The sequence below is a fragment of the Dietzia sp. NPDC055877 genome, from assembly GCF_053615975.1.
Genome location: NZ_JBSHCV010000003.1, coordinates 310,616 through 324,870 on the forward strand (window position 1 = coordinate 310,616; position 14,255 = coordinate 324,870).

The window sequence follows — 14,255 nt, forward strand, 5'->3', positions numbered from 1 at the left end:
AACCCGGGCTCAGGCGGCGCCGCCGTGTGTGCCGTCGGCCAGGAACTCGGACACCTCGCCGGCCACCGACTGGGGCAGCCGCACCGTGATCCTCGTGCCCTCCTGCGTGTGCGCCTCAGCGAGAACCGCGCCCTCCGCGTGCACCCGGGAGATCACCTCACCCCGCCGGTAGGGCACGAGTAGCGTGACCTCAGTGTCACCGGAGGCAATGATGTCCATGATCGCCTCGAGGAGCTCGTCCATCCCCTCCCCCGTCGCGGCGGACACGAACACGCCGTCCGGAACCGCGTGATGCAGCTCGGTCAGCACCAACGGGTCTGCCGCATCGATCTTGTTGATCACGACCAACTCACGGGGCCGCTCGGCGCCCTGCTCCTCGACGACGTCGTTGATCACCCTGCGCACCGCTTCGATCTGGTGCAGCGGCATCGGATCCGAGCCATCGACCACGTGCAGGAGCAGTTCCGAATCGACGACCTCTTCCAGAGTCGATCGGAATGCCTCAACGAGTTGCGTGGGAAGGTGTCGGACGAAGCCCACGGTGTCGGTGAACACGACCGTTCGCCCGTCCGGGAGATCTGCACGCCGGGTCGTGGGGTCCAGGGTGGCGAACAGCGCGTTCTGAACGAGCACCCCGGCTCCGGTGATCCGGTTCAGGAGACTCGATTTACCGGCGTTGGTGTACCCGGCGATCGCGATCGACGGCACCGGGGTGGCACGACGGCGGTGACGCTTGGTGTCGCGAGCCTGCTTCATACCCTTGATCTCGCGTCGCAGCTTCGCCATCCGCTCACGGATCCGGCGGCGGTCGGTTTCGATCTTGGTCTCGCCGGGACCGCGCAGGCCCACCCCACCGTTGCTGCCGGCGCGGCCGCCTGCCTGCCGGGAGAGCGACTCGCCCCAACCCCGCAGCCTGGGAAGCATGTACTCCATCTGGGCCAGCGAGACCTGCGCCTTGCCTTCGCGGCTCGTGGCGTGCTGGGCGAAGATATCCAGGATCAGTGCGGTCCGGTCGATGACCTTGACGTTCACGGCTTTCTCCAGCGAGATCAGCTGGCCCGGGGTCAGCTCACCGTCACAGATCACCGTATCCGCGCCGGTGGCGGCGATCACATCCTTGAGCACGCTCACCTTGCCGGACCCGATGTACGTCGACGCATCGGGCTTGTCCCGGCGCTGGATCAGCGCGTCGCACACCTCGGACCCGGCGGTCTCCGCGAGTTGGGCGAGCTCGGCCATCGCCGCGTCGGCCTGGGCGGACGAGCCCTCGGTCCACACCCCGACGAGCACGACCCGCTCCAGTCGGAGTTGCCGGTACTCGGCATCGTTGACGTCCTGGAGCTCTGTGGACAGACCCGCGACCCGGCGCAGCGAGGAGCGTTCCTCGAGCTGCAGTTCGCCGATGGAGGGGTCGAGATTACGTAGTGGGCGGTCCGCCGCCCCGGATTCGTTAGTCATTCCCGGCCATCATCTCATACCAAGCCCGGTCATGCCGCCGGGCGCCGACCCCGGGATAGACGGAGAACATGCGCTACGACCTCCGGAATGTGCCCTCCGCGACGAGTACCGACGGGCCGGTGAGCGTGGATCCGCTCTCGGTCAGGCCGACGGCGACCTCCCCGCCCGGCACCGTGACGACGACCTCGCCGGCGGTCCGGCCGGCATCCGCGAGCGCGGCCACCGCCGTGGCGACGATTCCGGTCCCACAGGACATCGTCTCGCCCGCCCCACGTTCATGGACCCGCATCGAGACACGGCCCTCCCGCAGGGGAGTCGAGATCTCCACGTTGACCCCCTCCGGAAAGAAGTCCGTGTCGAACCCCGGTTGGCGGTGGAGGGGAAGCGCCGCAAGCGTCTCACCATCGAGCCCGGGCACGACACAGGCGAGGTGGGGATTGCCCATGTCCACCGCGATCCCGGCGAACGTCCGATCCCCGACCTGCACTGACGACAGACCGAGAAGCTCCGGCTGCCCCATATCGACACGGACCACCGCGCGATCTCCGCGGTGTTCGAGGATCCGGGCCGGTCGGGGTCCGGAACGGGTGCCGACCCGGACCTCTCCCGTCTCCGCGCGGCCGGTCGCGACCAGCGCGTGGGCGAACACCCGGACCCCGTTGCCACACATCTCGGCGATGGAGCCATCGGCGTTGCGGTAGTCCATGAACCAGTCCGCCTCGAGCACACCGTCCGGCAGCTCGGACAGGACCGCCTGTTCCACAAGCGCCCCTGCCGTGGCGATCCGCAGGATCCCATCCGCTCCGATACCCGCGCGGCGGTCGCACAGGGCACGCACGAGATCGGAGTCGAGCTCGAGCTCGGCGCGGTCGTCCGGCAGGAGAACGAAATCGTTCATGGTGCCGTGCCCCTTGATGAACGTGATCTCCGCCGGAGCCACCGACCTGTTCTGCGCCATGGGCCGAATCCTACCCAGGGGGCCCGGCGTTCCACACTGTGGAAATGCCAGATGAAGCCGTCAGAGGCGCCAACTAGAGTCGGAGCCGAGAACGATCCCCTAACAGGAGGAGAGCATCGATGTCCGATCGCATCACCGTCGGCGGTATCCAGGTCGACAAGGTCCTGTACGACTTCGTCAATTCGCAGGCGATCCCGGGTACCGGGGTCGACCCCGACGAGTTCTGGGCCGGCGCGGCGGCGATCTTCACCGACCTCGCGCCTCGTAACCGGGAACTTCTGGGGGTGCGCGACGAACTGCAGTCGAAGATCGACGCGTGGCATCAGGAGAACCCGGCCCCGATCGATCCCGCCGCGTATAAGACGTTCCTCCGGGAGATCGGGTACCTCGTCCCCGCGCCCGAGTCCGTCTCGGTGAAGACCGCAGGCGTCGACGAGGAGATCGCGACGATCGCCGGCCCGCAGCTCGTGGTGCCGATCACCAACGCGCGCTTCGCGATCAACGCCGGCAACGCGCGGTGGGGTTCGCTCTATGATGCCCTCTACGGCACCGACGCCATTCCGGAGTCCGATGGCGCGGAGCAGGGCAGCTCCTACAACAAGGTGCGCGGCGACAAGGTCATCGAGTGGGCCCGCGAGTTCCTCGACGACGCGGCCCCGCTCGAGACCGGCAGCCATGTCGGCTCCACCGGCTACGCGGTCGTCGACGGCGCTCTGCAGGTCACGGTCGCCGACGGCTCGACCACCGGACTCCGGGACGCCGCTCAGCTCGTGGGCTATCTCGGCGATGCCGGGTCGCCGTCGTCGGTTCTCCTGCGCAACAACGGTCTCCACATCGACATCGAGATCGATGCGGATTCCCCGATCGGCTCGACCGATGCCGCCGGCGTGAAGGACGTCGCCCTGGAATCCGCGGTCACCACCATCATGGACTTCGAGGATTCGGTCGCCGCGGTGGACGCCGAGGACAAGACCCTCGGGTACCGCAACTGGCTGGGGCTGATGAAGGGCGATCTGTCCGAAGAGATCTCCAAGGGCGGCAAGACCTTCACCCGTGTCCTCAACGACGACCGGGTGTTCACCTCGCCGGACGGCACCGGCGAGGTGCGCCTGCACGGCCGTTCCCTGCTCTTCGTCCGCAACGTCGGACACCTCATGACCAACCCGGCTGTCCTGGACACCGAGGGCAACGAGCTCCCCGAGGGCATCCTCGACGCGCTCGTCACCGCTCTCGCCGGTATCCACGGCATCGCCGAGGGCAACGAGCGTGGCAACAGCCGTTCCGGCTCGATCTACATCGTCAAGCCCAAGCAGCACGGCCCTGCCGAGGTCGCGTTCACCAGCGAGCTGTTCGGCCGTGTCGAGAAGCTCCTGGGCCTTCCGGCCAACACGCTCAAGGTCGGCATCATGGACGAGGAGCGCCGCACCTCGGTCAACCTCGCGGCGTGCATCGCCGAGGCCACCGAGCGCGTCGTGTTCATCAACACCGGCTTTCTCGACCGCACCGGCGACGAGATCCACACCTCCATGGAGGCCGGCCCGATGATCCGCAAGGCGGAGATGAAGTCCGCGCTGTGGATGAGCGCCTACGAGGATTTCAACGTCGACACCGGCCTGGCGTGCGGTCTCCGCGGTCGCGCCCAGATCGGTAAGGGGATGTGGGCCAAGACCGACCTCATGGCCGAGATGCTCGCCGAGAAGATCGGCCAGCCCGAGGCCGGGGCCAACACCGCCTGGGTCCCGTCGCCGACGGGTGCGACCCTGCACGCCACGCACTACCACCGCGTGAACGTGATGACGCGCCAGGAGGAGCTCCTGGCCGGCGGCCCGCGCGCCTCGGTGGACGAGATCCTCACGGTGCCGCTGGCGCCCAGCACGGACTGGACCGACGCGGAGAAGAAGGAGGAGGTCGACAACTCCTGCCAGACGATCCTCGGCTACGTGGTGCGCTGGGTCGAGCAGGGCATCGGCGTCTCCAAGGTTCCGGACATCCACGATGTCAATCTCATGGAGGACCGCGCCACGCTGCGCATCTCCTCGCAGTTGCTGGCCAACTGGATCCGCCACGGGATCGTCTCCGCCGAGTTCGTCGAGGACTCCCTGCGCCGCATGGCCGAGATCGTCGACGGCCAGAATGCCGGCGACGACGCGTACCGGAACATGGCTCCGAACGTCGAGGAGTCCATCGCCTGGCAGGCCGCCCGTGAGCTCGTCCTCGAGGGCACAACGCAGCCCTCGGGCTACACCGAGCCGATCCTGCACCGGCGCCGCCGCGAGTTCAAGGCCGCCAACGGTCAGTGATCGCCGGGGCCGGTGACCACCACGGCCCCGCGCGATCGGCGATCCACGCGTGACGAGAGCCGGCAGTCCACCCGGGTGGACTGCCGGCTCTCGTCGTCAGGTCACGTGTTCAGCCCGGCCACCGCCGCACGCAGGATCCCCACAGCGGCGTCCCTGCGATCGGAGGTGAACCGCGCCTCGGGGCCGGATGCGGACACCGCGAACGAGGCGGCGCCCTCCCCCACGGCTATCGCCACGCAGCGCACCCCCTCCTCCTGCTCGGATTCGTCGGTCGCGAAACCCGAGCGACGGATCCGGTCGAGCTCGGCGATCAGCGCGTCGGGGCGGACGATCGTCGTCGAGGTGTAGCGACGCATACCGGCCCGACCGAGCATCGCGCGGACCTCGTCGTCGTCGTCGCCCGCCACCAGCGCCTTCCCCACGGCGGTGCAGTGGACCTCCACCCTGCGCCCCACCTCGGTGAACATCCGCATCGAGTGCGGGGAGGGCACCTGGGCGAGATACACCACACCGTCCCCCTCGCGGACGGCCATGTTCGCGGTCTCGCCGGTCCCTGCCACGATTGCCCGCAGAACCGGCTCGGCCCATTCCAGGGTCGCGCGCCGGGCGGCGTCGCCGACCCGCTGAAGGCGGGGGCCCAACAGGTAGTCGCGCCGCGCGTCACGGCGCAGGTGTCCACTCTCGGCGAGCGTGCCGCACAGGCGGTGGACCGTCGCGGCGGCCAGGCCGGTGTCGGCGACCAGGTCGCCGAGGGACGCGCGCCCCCCGCGCAGTGCGAGGGCGTCCAGCAACGCGAAGGTGCGATCCACGGACTGGACGCGGGACCTGCCCGCACCGGGCTCGCTCATCGTCGGGCCTCCTCGAGAGTCTCCAGGGCGGCGCGCAACGGTCCGCCGGGGCGCGCCTGCCCGCCAAGGGTGTCGGTGTCGATCCAGTGGATCCGGTGGTCACGGCCAAACCACGAGCGCTGTCGCCGGACGTAGCGGCGCGTGCCGATGAACGTGCGCTCCTCCGCGCAGGCGACCCCGGCTTCGTCGATGCCCAGGTCGTCGTCCATCTCGTCGAGAACCTGCGCGTAGCCGATTGCGCGACGCGCGGTGACGCCGTCCCGCAGGCCCACGCCGACCAGCCCGCGCACCTCGTCGACCAGTCCGTTGGCGAACATCGCGGCCGTGCGCGCTGCCAGTCGCTCGTCCAACTCGGGCAACCCGCACCGCAATCCGAGGATCCGGGTCCCCCACCGGGGCTCGCCGATGGTCGGGCGGGAGGCCGAGAACGGGCGCCCGGTGATCTCCACGACCTCCATCGCCCGGACGGTGCGGCGCGGGTCGGTCGGCAGGATGGTGCGGGCCGCCTCGGGGTCGATACGTGACAGTTCTGCGTGCAGCGCGGCCACCCCGATCTCCTCGAGCCGGCGCTCGTACCGCGCCCGCACCCGCGGATCGGTGTCGGGGATGGACCAGCCGTCGATCAGCGCCTGCAGGTACATCATCGAGCCACCGCACAGGATCGGCACGTTCCCCCGCCCGCGGATCTCGGAGATCTCCCGCTCGGCCTCATCGCGGAAATCGGCGACGCTGGCGGTCTCGGTCACGTCGAGGACGTCGAAGCGGTGGTGCGGGATCCCCCGGCGCTTGTCCGGGGGGAGCTTGGCCGTGCCGATGTCCATACCGCGGTACTGCTGCATGGCGTCGCAGTTGATGACTTCACCGCCGAGGGTCTCGGCCAGCCCCAGGGCGATCTCCGATTTACCGGTGCCGGTGGCACCCACCACCGCGATCGGGGTCGTGTCGGTCACTGCGGGCCCCCGTCGTAGGCCGCGCATCCCGTGGCAGACGAGCCGGCGGCGGACGTCGCACGGGGCGGGATCGGTTCCCACCGCGCGGCGTGATAGCCGACGCCGAACGGTGCCCACGAGACCGTGTCGACCGCTGTGCGGTCCCCGATGAGCTCGGCGAGGGCCAACCAGGACGGGCGGCTCCACCACCCCACCTCGGCCGCCGAGGCCGGCCCGGGGTCCGGGAGGGCGCCACCGTCGCGCAGCCACGCGGTGAGTGCGGCGTCGAGAGCCACCCCGCGCGGGTCCTCCGGAACGGGCGCGCGCGGGGTCAACGAGGCGGGGCCATCCGCGACGACGACGAGAGCGTCGCCGTCGGACACCTTCACCGGTGTCGAGTTCGCGATCCGACCCTGCTCATCCACCGCCTCGAACGTCCGCGGTAGCCCAGAGCCCGCCCGGTCGAGCATCCACCACGCGATCAATGCCGCATCGGGCACGCTCCCCCGTGGGGCGGACGGGGCGCTCGGACGTCCGACTCGAACGTCGGCACCCCACCGTCGCAGGGACGAGCTGACGTCCTGCACGGCCCTGCGCTGCGGGTCGGTGCCCACCACCACGACACGTGACGCTGAGCCGGACGCCCGCCGGAGCTGTTCGCACAGCAACTCGACCTCGCGGGTGCTCTCCGCGGCTGCTGCGCCGGACAGCTCGGGCACCAGCACCGGTGCACCGGGGATCAGGACGACGGGACTGCTCACATCAGGGAACCCTACTGTTCCCGCGGGGAGGGTCTTCCGATGCCACACGGGGGCGCGTGGCCGGGCGTCCCCGCGGCCCGCCTCTCCGGCGGAGTCGGCCGACTATCCGGCGCCACGTACAGATACAGCCGACGAACGTGGCTGCGTTGGTACACACTAGGAGGGTGTCGGCCCGGTAGCGGGACGGCGAGGCGATGACCGGGATGTCAGCCCGGCGACGGTGCCGTGATACGCGGCAGAAGGAAACGAGGACCACATGAGCGACCAGTCACCCACCGCCGCGAGCGGTCAGGAGTCCGGAGGGACGTCGCCGACCCCCGGGCCCGGGCCCCGTCCCGGGCCGCGCCCGGGAGCCCCCTCCCCCGCCGCGATGGCCCGGAAGACCACGCCGAGCCCGGCCCCGGCAGCGGAAGCCAAGGCCACCCGCGCGTCCGACCCCGCCGAGTGGGGTCGGGTCGATGAATCGGGCGCGGTGTTCGTCAGGACCGCTGACGGTGAACGTCAGGTCGGCTCGTGGCAGGCGGGAGTTCCGGCCGAAGGGCTGGCCCACTTCGGGCTTCGTTTCGATGATCTCGCCGCCGAGGTCTCCCTCCTCGAGACCCGCCTGGACACGCATCCCCAGGACGCCCGGAAGACTCGCGCGTCCGCTGAGGCCCTGGCCCAACAGATCCCCACCGCCGCCGCGGTGGGCGACCTGGACTCACTCGCGGTGCGGGTGGCCGCCGTGGTCGAACGTTCGGGTGAGGTCGAGGCCCGGGCTCGTCAGCGCAAGGACGAGCAGCGCTCCGCGGCAATCGCCCGCAAGGAGGAACTGGCGTCCGAGGCCGAGGAGATCGGCGCGTCGTCGACTCAGTGGAAGGCGGCCGGCGACCGGCTCCGGGAGATCCTGGACGAGTGGAAGACGATCCGTGGTATCGACCGGAAGACCGACGACGCATTGTGGAAGCGGTTCTCCAAGGCGCGCGAGGCATTCAACCGTCGCCGCGGTTCCCACTTCGCCGAACTCGATCGCAACAGGGCATCGGTGAAGCGGGTCAAGGAAGAACTGGTCGAACGAGCCGAGGCCATGTCCGGCTCCACCGAATGGAACGACACCGCCACCTCGTACCGGCGGCTCATGGACGAATGGAAGGCGGCCGGCCGGGCACCGCGTGAGGCGGACGATGCCCTGTGGAAGCGCTTCAAGGCAGCGCAGGACACCTTCTTCGACGCCCGGCACGCCGCCGCCGCCGAACGCGATGCGGAGTTCGAGGTGAACGCCGAGGCCAAGGAGGCTCTCCTCGAGGAGTACGAGGGTCGGATCAAGCCCGGCACCGACCTGGCCGCCGCCCGCACGACCCTGCGCGAACTGCAGTCGCGTTGGGAGGAGATCGGGAAGGTTCCCCGCGATCGGATGGGTCCGCTCGAGAACCGGATCCGGGCGATCGAGAAGTCGGTTTCGGAGGCCGCCGACACCGAGTGGCGTCGCACCGATCCGGAGGCCAAAGCCCGCGCGGGGCAGTTCTGGGACCGGGTCCGCGACTTCGAGGACCAGGCCGAGAAGGCCGAAGCCGCGGGCAAGAGCAAGGACGCCGACAAGGCACGCTCCCAGGCCGCCCAGTGGCGGGAGTGGGCGGAGGCCGCGGAGAACGCCGTCGACACGCGCTGACCGGGTCAGCGATACGCGCCGGCCGATGACGACGGGGGCGGGGTGCCTGGAACCCCGCCCCCGTCGTCATGTCTGCCCAGATCAGATCAGAGGCCGTCCCCGCTGCGCGCGTTCTCTTCCAACTGGCGCTGCTCGGGGGTGCGCGTCCAGAGCACGCCGGCGAGAGTTCCGATGAGCAGGAACAGCAGGATCTCACTCAGGTACATTCCGATACCCGGGCCTCCGAAACCCTGGAAATCCGGGTCGGGCCCGCGTCCGGACTGACGGAGCCAGATCGCCAGGATTCCGTAGACCGCTGACACGCAGGTGGCACTCCAAGCGACTCCGGCCGCCCACCACTTCTGGGTGAGGATCATGAGTGCGCCGAACCCGATCGTGCCCACGGAATACAACAGCACGAAGATGTGCGAGGGCAACGAGGTCGACTGATCGGCGGCCGCGTCGGTGAAGAACAGCACGTCGATACCGCGCACCCCGTCACTGTGCGGAAGGAGAAGCACCGCGGCGAGGATGACGATGAGCACCGTGGACACGAGGTAGGCCCGGCCGATCACGAGCGTCCGGCCGAGCACCCGGTCCTTGCGGCGCATCTCTGATTCCGCGTTTCGGGTTACTTCCATGATCCCGGCGATGGGATCGGGGCGGTCCGCGTTACTCACGTGGGGCATCCCTTCTCAATGACGTCGTCGACCGCGACGTCTCGACGCAATGTGGGCAGTCCGAGGCCGACGCCGATCGGCGGGGTCTCGGGCTTCTCCCCCGCCTCGTGCCGGTCGCCGGCGCGGGTGGCGCGGTAGCTGAGCACGCCGTCGTCGGCGAGCAGGTGGTGTGGGGCCGCAGCCGTGACCCGCGTGGTGATCACGTCACCCGGGCGGACGCGATCCGCGTAGTCACCGGTCGGCGCGAAGTGCACGAGTCTGCCGTCGCGCGCTCGCCCCGTCATCCGCGCGGTGGCGGCATCCTTGCGTCCCTCGTCGGCGGTGACGAGGACCTCCACCACCCGGCCGACGCGGGCCTGGTTCTCCTCCAGCGTGATCCGCTCCTGGAGTTCGATGAGTCGCTCGTACCGCTCCTGGACGACGGCCTTGGGGATCTGGTCCTCCATGGTGGCGGCCGGGGTGCCCGGGCGCGGAGAATACTGGAAGGTGAACGCGCTGGAGAATCGCGCCTTCTCGACCACGTCCAGCGTCGCCTGGAAGTCATCCTCGGTCTCCCCGGGGAAGCCCACGATGATATCGGTGGTGATCGCGGCGTCCGGCATCGCGACGCGGACCCGGTCCAGGATGCCGAGGAACTTCTCCGAGCGGTACGACCGTCGCATCGCGCGCAGTACGCGGTCGGAACCGGACTGCAGGGGCATGTGCAGCTGCGGGCACACGGTAGGAGTGGACGCCATCGCCTCGATCACATCGTCTGTGAACTCGGCAGGGTGCGGCGAGGTGAATCGAATTCGTTCGATCCCCTCGATCCGACCGGCGGCGCGAAGCAACTTCGCGAATGCGCCCTTGTCCGAGGGCTCATCCGGGTCGTGGAACGACCTGCCGTAGGCGTTGACGTTCTGGCCGAGGAGGGTCACCTCGATGACCCCCTCGTCGGCGAGGGCCTGGACCTCGGCGAGGACCTCGCCCGGCCGGCGGTCAACCTCTTTGCCACGTAGCGAGGGAACGATGCAGAACGTGCACGTGTTGTTGCAGCCGACGGACACCGACACCCAGCCCGCATAGGCCGAATCACGGGTCGCTGGCAGAGTCGAGGGAAAGTGCTGAAGAGACTCGGCGATCTCGACCTCGGCGCGCTCGTTGTGCCTCGAACGCTCGAGCAGGGTCGCCAAGTGGCCGAGGTTGTGGGTGCCGAACACCACGTCCACCCAGGGCGCCCGCGAGACGACGACGTCCTTGTCCTTCTGCGCCAGACACCCGCCGACGGCGATCTGCAGGCGCGGGTTGGCGTCCTTCCACGGGCGCAGATGCCCCAGCGTTCCGTAGAGTCGGTTGTCGGCGTTCTCACGCACCGCGCAGGTGTTGAAGACCACGAGGTCCGGAAGGGCGCCGGTCACCGGGTCGGCCTCCCCCTCGAAGGGGATATAGCCCGCCTCTTCCAGGACCCCGGACATCCGTTCGGAGTCATGGACGTTCATCTGGCATCCGAAGGTGCGCACCTGGTAGGTCCGCTGATCGGCGCCGTCCACCGGGGCGTCCCCGGGCGCCTGCTGCAGGTCGGTCACGAGAGAATCCACGCAGGCCAGGGTACTCAGGACGAAGCGTGGGCCGCCAACTCGGCATCCACCACGGCCATGGCCAGCCCCGTGGGATAGCCCCGCCGGGCGAGGAACGACACGAGTCGACGCCGTTCCCCGGCGCGAGCCGCTCCGCTGGCCGCGCCGGCAGGGCGTCTCGACAAACGAGCGCGCACGAGTTCCGTGGCCTGCAGACGTTCATCGGAATCGTCTATATCGGCCACCGCGTCGGCGATGTGGGCCTCCGCGACGCCCTTGTCCCGGAGCTCGCGTTCCAGGGCGCCGCGGGCTCGACCCCGCCGCCGCCGACGACCCCGCACCCATTCCGCAGCGAACTCCGCGTCGTCGATCAAGCCCCACACCCGGATGCGGTCGATCGCCTCGTCGATCGCCTCTGCCGGGTGTTCCTTCTCGGCCAGACGCCCACGTAGCTCATGCTCACTACGTGGCCGGTAGCGGAGTAACCGCAGTGCCGCCGTTGCCGCCTCGTGCGCCTCCGGAGCGAGCGGAGGCAGGTCCGACGATCCCGACGGACGGGCTTCGACCGCCGCTATTGCCGCCCGGAGCTCATCCGCATCGAGCTCCGGGCGCTGACCGGTCGCGCGCTGCCCTTCCGGGCGCGTCCGATCCATCGGCATCAGAACTCGACGGGCACCACGTCGATCGGGGCGTCCTCGTCGGACTCCGCCTCGATCTCCGCGATCTCGGCCCCCGCTCCGATGTTGAGCTTGTCCAGGATCTTGCGCTCGATCTCGTCCCGGACGGCCGGGTTCTCCTTGAGGTAGCGGCGGGCATTCTCCTTACCCTGCCCCAGCTGGTCCTGACCGTAGGTGAACCAGGAACCGGACTTCTTGATGAAGCCGTTCTCCACGCCCATGTCGATGAGCGAGCCCTCGCGGCTGATGCCCTCGCCGTAGACGATGTCGAACTCGGCGATCTTGAAGGGCGGCGCAACCTTGTTCTTGACGACCTTGACCTTGGTGCGGTTACCGACCGCGTCCGCCCCGTCCTTCAGCGTCTCGATGCGACGCACGTCCAGCCGCACCGAGGCGTAGAACTTGAGCGCCTTACCACCGGTGGTGGTCTCGGGCGAGCCGAACATCACGCCGATCTTCTCGCGAAGCTGGTTGATGAACACCGCGGTGGTCCCGGTGTTGTGCAGGGCGCCCGTCATCTTTCGCAGGGCCTGACTCATGAGGCGGGCCTGGAGTCCGACGTGACTGTCGCCCATCTCGCCCTCGATCTCCGCGCGCGGCACGAGCGCCGCAACGGAGTCGATCACCAGGATGTCGATGGCTCCGGACTTGACGAGCATGTCCGCGATCTCGAGCGCCTGCTCGCCGGTATCCGGCTGAGAGACGATGAGGTTGTCCGTATCCACGCCGAGCTTGCGTGCGTACTCCGGATCGAGTGCGTGTTCCGCATCGATGAACGCCGCGATACCACCGGCGGCCTGGGCGTTGGCGACAGCGTGGAGGGCCACGGTGGTCTTACCCGAGGACTCCGGACCGTAGATCTCCACGACACGGCCACGGGGGAATCCGCCGACCCCGAGCGCCACGTCCAGCGACAGTGCGCCGGAGGGGATGACCTGGACCGGCGGCCGATTGTCGTCTCCCAACCGCATGACGGAGCCCTTGCCGTAGGCCTTGTCGATCTGGGCCAGGGCCAGTTCGAGTGCCTGCTCACGATTCTGCGCGGCGCCGGGCTTGCCCGTGCCCGTCTTGGCCTTAGCTGCCATGTGTCTGCTCCGTTCGTGCTCGACCTCCGGCGCCTCGCCGATCGGTCTGTGTGGTTTCACTCGCGGACGTTACGGGCCGGGTACGACACGAAGCGCCATACGAGGCCCGGCGACCGTCTCCTGTGGACTGGTGACGCCCTGTGGACAGCCGGGGCCCGCCGTCATCCGTGTTCCAGTGTAGGGGAACGTCTGTTCGACGTCGAACGACACGCCGTACATATGGCGCTAGCGCAACTGTTCGGGGACGTCGAACTCGTCACAGAGCGCGAGCCAGACCTGCTTGACCGATTGTCCTCCATCGATCGCCTCATGGGCGGTACGGCCACCGCACGCGGCAAGATGGTGCGTCCGCACGAGGTGGTCCGCGCGGAGTTCACCGAAGGCCTCCACCGTTCTGGCGTTGAACTCGGTCAGTGTCACCCGCTGCCCCTCCCTGTTCGGACGACAACGGGCCGCCGGCGAACCCGCCGACGGCCCGTGTGCCTACAGATCACTGCTGTTCGGTCTGCGCCTGCTGCTGGGGCGGTGTGGCCGGCTGCGCTTGGCCCTGTCCGAGCTGACCGGAGGAGCCGCTGCCCTGGCCGAGCTGGCCGCCCTCCGCCTGCATCGACGCCCGGATCTGCTCGAGCCGACTGTGGCCCGCCATCTGCGTGGACGCCTGCTCGATCTCCATCATCCGGCCCTGGACCGAGTTCTGGGCGAGCTCCGCGGAGCCGAGTGCGTTGGCGTAACGCTTCTCGATCTTGTCGCGGACCTGATCGAGGTTCGGGGTGTTACCACCGGACGACAGCTCCGACATCGACTGCAGGGAGGCACTGACCTGCTCCTGCATCTTGGCCTGCTCGAGCTGGCTGAGGAGCTTGGTGCGCTCTGCGACCTTCTGCTGGAGCACCATGGCGTTCTGCTCGACGGCCTTCTTCGCCTGACCGGCGGCCTGAAGAGACTGATCGTGCAGACCCTTGAGGTCCTCCACGTTCTGCTCCGCGGTGACGAGCTGCGCCGCGAACGCCTCGGCGGCGTTCTCGTACTCGGTGGCCTTCTGCACGTCACCGTTCTGACGGGCCTGGTCCGACATCTGCAGCGCCTGACGGGTAGACCCCTGGAGCTTCTCGATGTCCGCGAGTTGCCGGTTCAGTTTCATCTCGAGCTGGCGCTGGTTACCGATGACGGCCGCGGCCTGCTGTGAGAGCTGCTGGTGCTGACGCTGCGCGTCGGCGATGGCCTGCTGGATCTGCACCTTCGGATCGGCGTGTTCGTCGATCTTCGAATCGAACAACGCCATGAGGTAGCGCCATGCCTTGGAAAACGGATTGGCCATCGCTGCGTTTAGTCCTTCTGCCGATTCGGACGACGGGTCTGTTCTACGGTACCGAACG

General features: G+C 68.9%; 13 protein-coding genes. 2 read left to right on the forward strand and 11 right to left on the reverse strand.

Annotation, left to right across the window (positions count from 1 at the left end; all coding sequences use genetic code 11):
• Positions 1–9: 9 nt before the first annotated feature.
• Positions 10–1,458: a GTPase HflX gene (gene hflX / locus ACWGLC_RS05815; protein ID WP_452098989.1), complete on the reverse strand. Its 1,449-nt coding sequence runs from the start codon at positions 1,456–1,458 to the stop codon at positions 10–12.
• 73 nt (positions 1,459–1,531) lie between these two features.
• On the reverse strand, positions 1,532–2,416 hold the full coding sequence (dapF, locus tag ACWGLC_RS05820; RefSeq protein WP_452098990.1) for a diaminopimelate epimerase: 885 nt from the start codon (positions 2,414–2,416) through the stop codon (positions 1,532–1,534).
• 119 nt (positions 2,417–2,535) lie between these two features.
• Between dapF and ACWGLC_RS05825 the strand changes: the two genes are divergently transcribed.
• Entirely contained in the window at positions 2,536–4,716 is a 2,181-nt protein-coding gene (locus ACWGLC_RS05825) for a malate synthase G (protein WP_452098991.1), read from the forward strand.
• 101 nt (positions 4,717–4,817) lie between these two features.
• On the opposite strand, the gene ACWGLC_RS05830 is transcribed toward ACWGLC_RS05825, so the two are convergent.
• From ACWGLC_RS05830 to ACWGLC_RS05840, 3 genes are read right to left on the reverse strand one after another with little or no spacing between them, the layout of a single operon-like run.
• Complete coding sequence (locus tag ACWGLC_RS05830) at positions 4,818–5,564, reverse strand: IclR family transcriptional regulator (protein ID WP_452098992.1); 747 nt, start codon at positions 5,562–5,564, stop codon at positions 4,818–4,820.
• Positions 5,561–6,541 (reverse strand): tRNA (adenosine(37)-N6)-dimethylallyltransferase MiaA, encoded by a 981-nt coding sequence (gene miaA, locus ACWGLC_RS05835; RefSeq protein ID WP_452099071.1) that lies wholly within the window; start codon positions 6,539–6,541, stop codon positions 5,561–5,563. The genes ACWGLC_RS05830 and miaA overlap by 4 nt, the downstream gene beginning before the upstream one ends.
• Positions 6,511–7,254, reverse strand: coding sequence for a hypothetical protein (locus tag ACWGLC_RS05840; protein ID WP_452098993.1), 744 nt, complete (start codon positions 7,252–7,254; stop codon positions 6,511–6,513). The genes miaA and ACWGLC_RS05840 overlap by 31 nt, the downstream gene beginning before the upstream one ends.
• 256 nt (positions 7,255–7,510) lie before the next feature.
• On the opposite strand from ACWGLC_RS05840, the gene ACWGLC_RS05845 reads away from it, so the two are divergent.
• A complete protein-coding gene (locus tag ACWGLC_RS05845) occupies positions 7,511–8,902 on the forward strand; it encodes a DUF349 domain-containing protein (RefSeq protein WP_452098994.1) in 1,392 nt (463 codons plus the stop codon).
• 86 nt (positions 8,903–8,988) lie between these two features.
• Here the strand turns inward: ACWGLC_RS05845 and ACWGLC_RS05850 are convergent, their stop codons facing one another.
• The 6 genes from ACWGLC_RS05850 to ACWGLC_RS05875 form a co-directional block, all read right to left on the reverse strand.
• A complete protein-coding gene (locus tag ACWGLC_RS05850) occupies positions 8,989–9,570 on the reverse strand; it encodes an Rv2732c family membrane protein (RefSeq protein WP_452098995.1) in 582 nt (193 codons plus the stop codon).
• Positions 9,558–11,090 (reverse strand): tRNA (N6-isopentenyl adenosine(37)-C2)-methylthiotransferase MiaB, encoded by a 1,533-nt coding sequence (gene miaB, locus ACWGLC_RS05855; protein ID WP_452099072.1) that lies wholly within the window; start codon positions 11,088–11,090, stop codon positions 9,558–9,560. The genes ACWGLC_RS05850 and miaB overlap by 13 nt, the downstream gene beginning before the upstream one ends.
• A gap of 62 nt (positions 11,091–11,152) precedes the next feature.
• Complete coding sequence (locus tag ACWGLC_RS05860; protein WP_452098996.1) at positions 11,153–11,770, reverse strand: regulatory protein RecX; 618 nt, start codon at positions 11,768–11,770, stop codon at positions 11,153–11,155.
• A gap of 5 nt (positions 11,771–11,775) precedes the next feature.
• Positions 11,776–12,879, reverse strand: a complete 1,104-nt coding sequence (gene recA / locus ACWGLC_RS05865; RefSeq protein ID WP_452098997.1) for a recombinase RecA — start codon at positions 12,877–12,879, stop codon at positions 11,776–11,778.
• 225 nt (positions 12,880–13,104) lie between these two features.
• On the reverse strand, positions 13,105–13,299 hold the full coding sequence (locus ACWGLC_RS05870; RefSeq protein WP_452098998.1) for a DUF3046 domain-containing protein: 195 nt from the start codon (positions 13,297–13,299) through the stop codon (positions 13,105–13,107).
• Positions 13,300–13,369: 70 nt separating this feature from the next.
• Positions 13,370–14,197, reverse strand: a complete 828-nt coding sequence (locus tag ACWGLC_RS05875) for a PspA/IM30 family protein (RefSeq protein ID WP_452098999.1) — start codon at positions 14,195–14,197, stop codon at positions 13,370–13,372.
• Positions 14,198–14,255 lie beyond the last annotated feature (58 nt).

Coding starts and splice junctions, on each gene's coding strand:
- ACWGLC_RS05875 (WP_452098999.1), bottom strand. CDS start 14,197: ATGGCCAATCCGTTTTCCAAGGCATGGCGCTACCTCATGGCGTTGTTC.
- ACWGLC_RS05825 (WP_452098991.1), top strand. CDS start 2,536: ATGTCCGATCGCATCACCGTCGGCGGTATCCAGGTCGACAAGGTCCTG.
- ACWGLC_RS05860 (WP_452098996.1), bottom strand. CDS start 11,770: ATGGATCGGACGCGCCCGGAAGGGCAGCGCGCGACCGGTCAGCGCCCG.
- recA (WP_452098997.1), bottom strand. CDS start 12,879: ATGGCAGCTAAGGCCAAGACGGGCACGGGCAAGCCCGGCGCCGCGCAG.
- ACWGLC_RS05830 (WP_452098992.1), bottom strand. CDS start 5,564: ATGAGCGAGCCCGGTGCGGGCAGGTCCCGCGTCCAGTCCGTGGATCGC.
- miaA (WP_452099071.1), bottom strand. CDS start 6,541: ATGCGCGGCCTACGACGGGGGCCCGCAGTGACCGACACGACCCCGATC.
- ACWGLC_RS05845 (WP_452098994.1), top strand. CDS start 7,511: ATGAGCGACCAGTCACCCACCGCCGCGAGCGGTCAGGAGTCCGGAGGG.
- dapF (WP_452098990.1), bottom strand. CDS start 2,416: ATGGCGCAGAACAGGTCGGTGGCTCCGGCGGAGATCACGTTCATCAAG.
- ACWGLC_RS05850 (WP_452098995.1), bottom strand. CDS start 9,570: ATGCCCCACGTGAGTAACGCGGACCGCCCCGATCCCATCGCCGGGATC.
- hflX (WP_452098989.1), bottom strand. CDS start 1,458: ATGACTAACGAATCCGGGGCGGCGGACCGCCCACTACGTAATCTCGAC.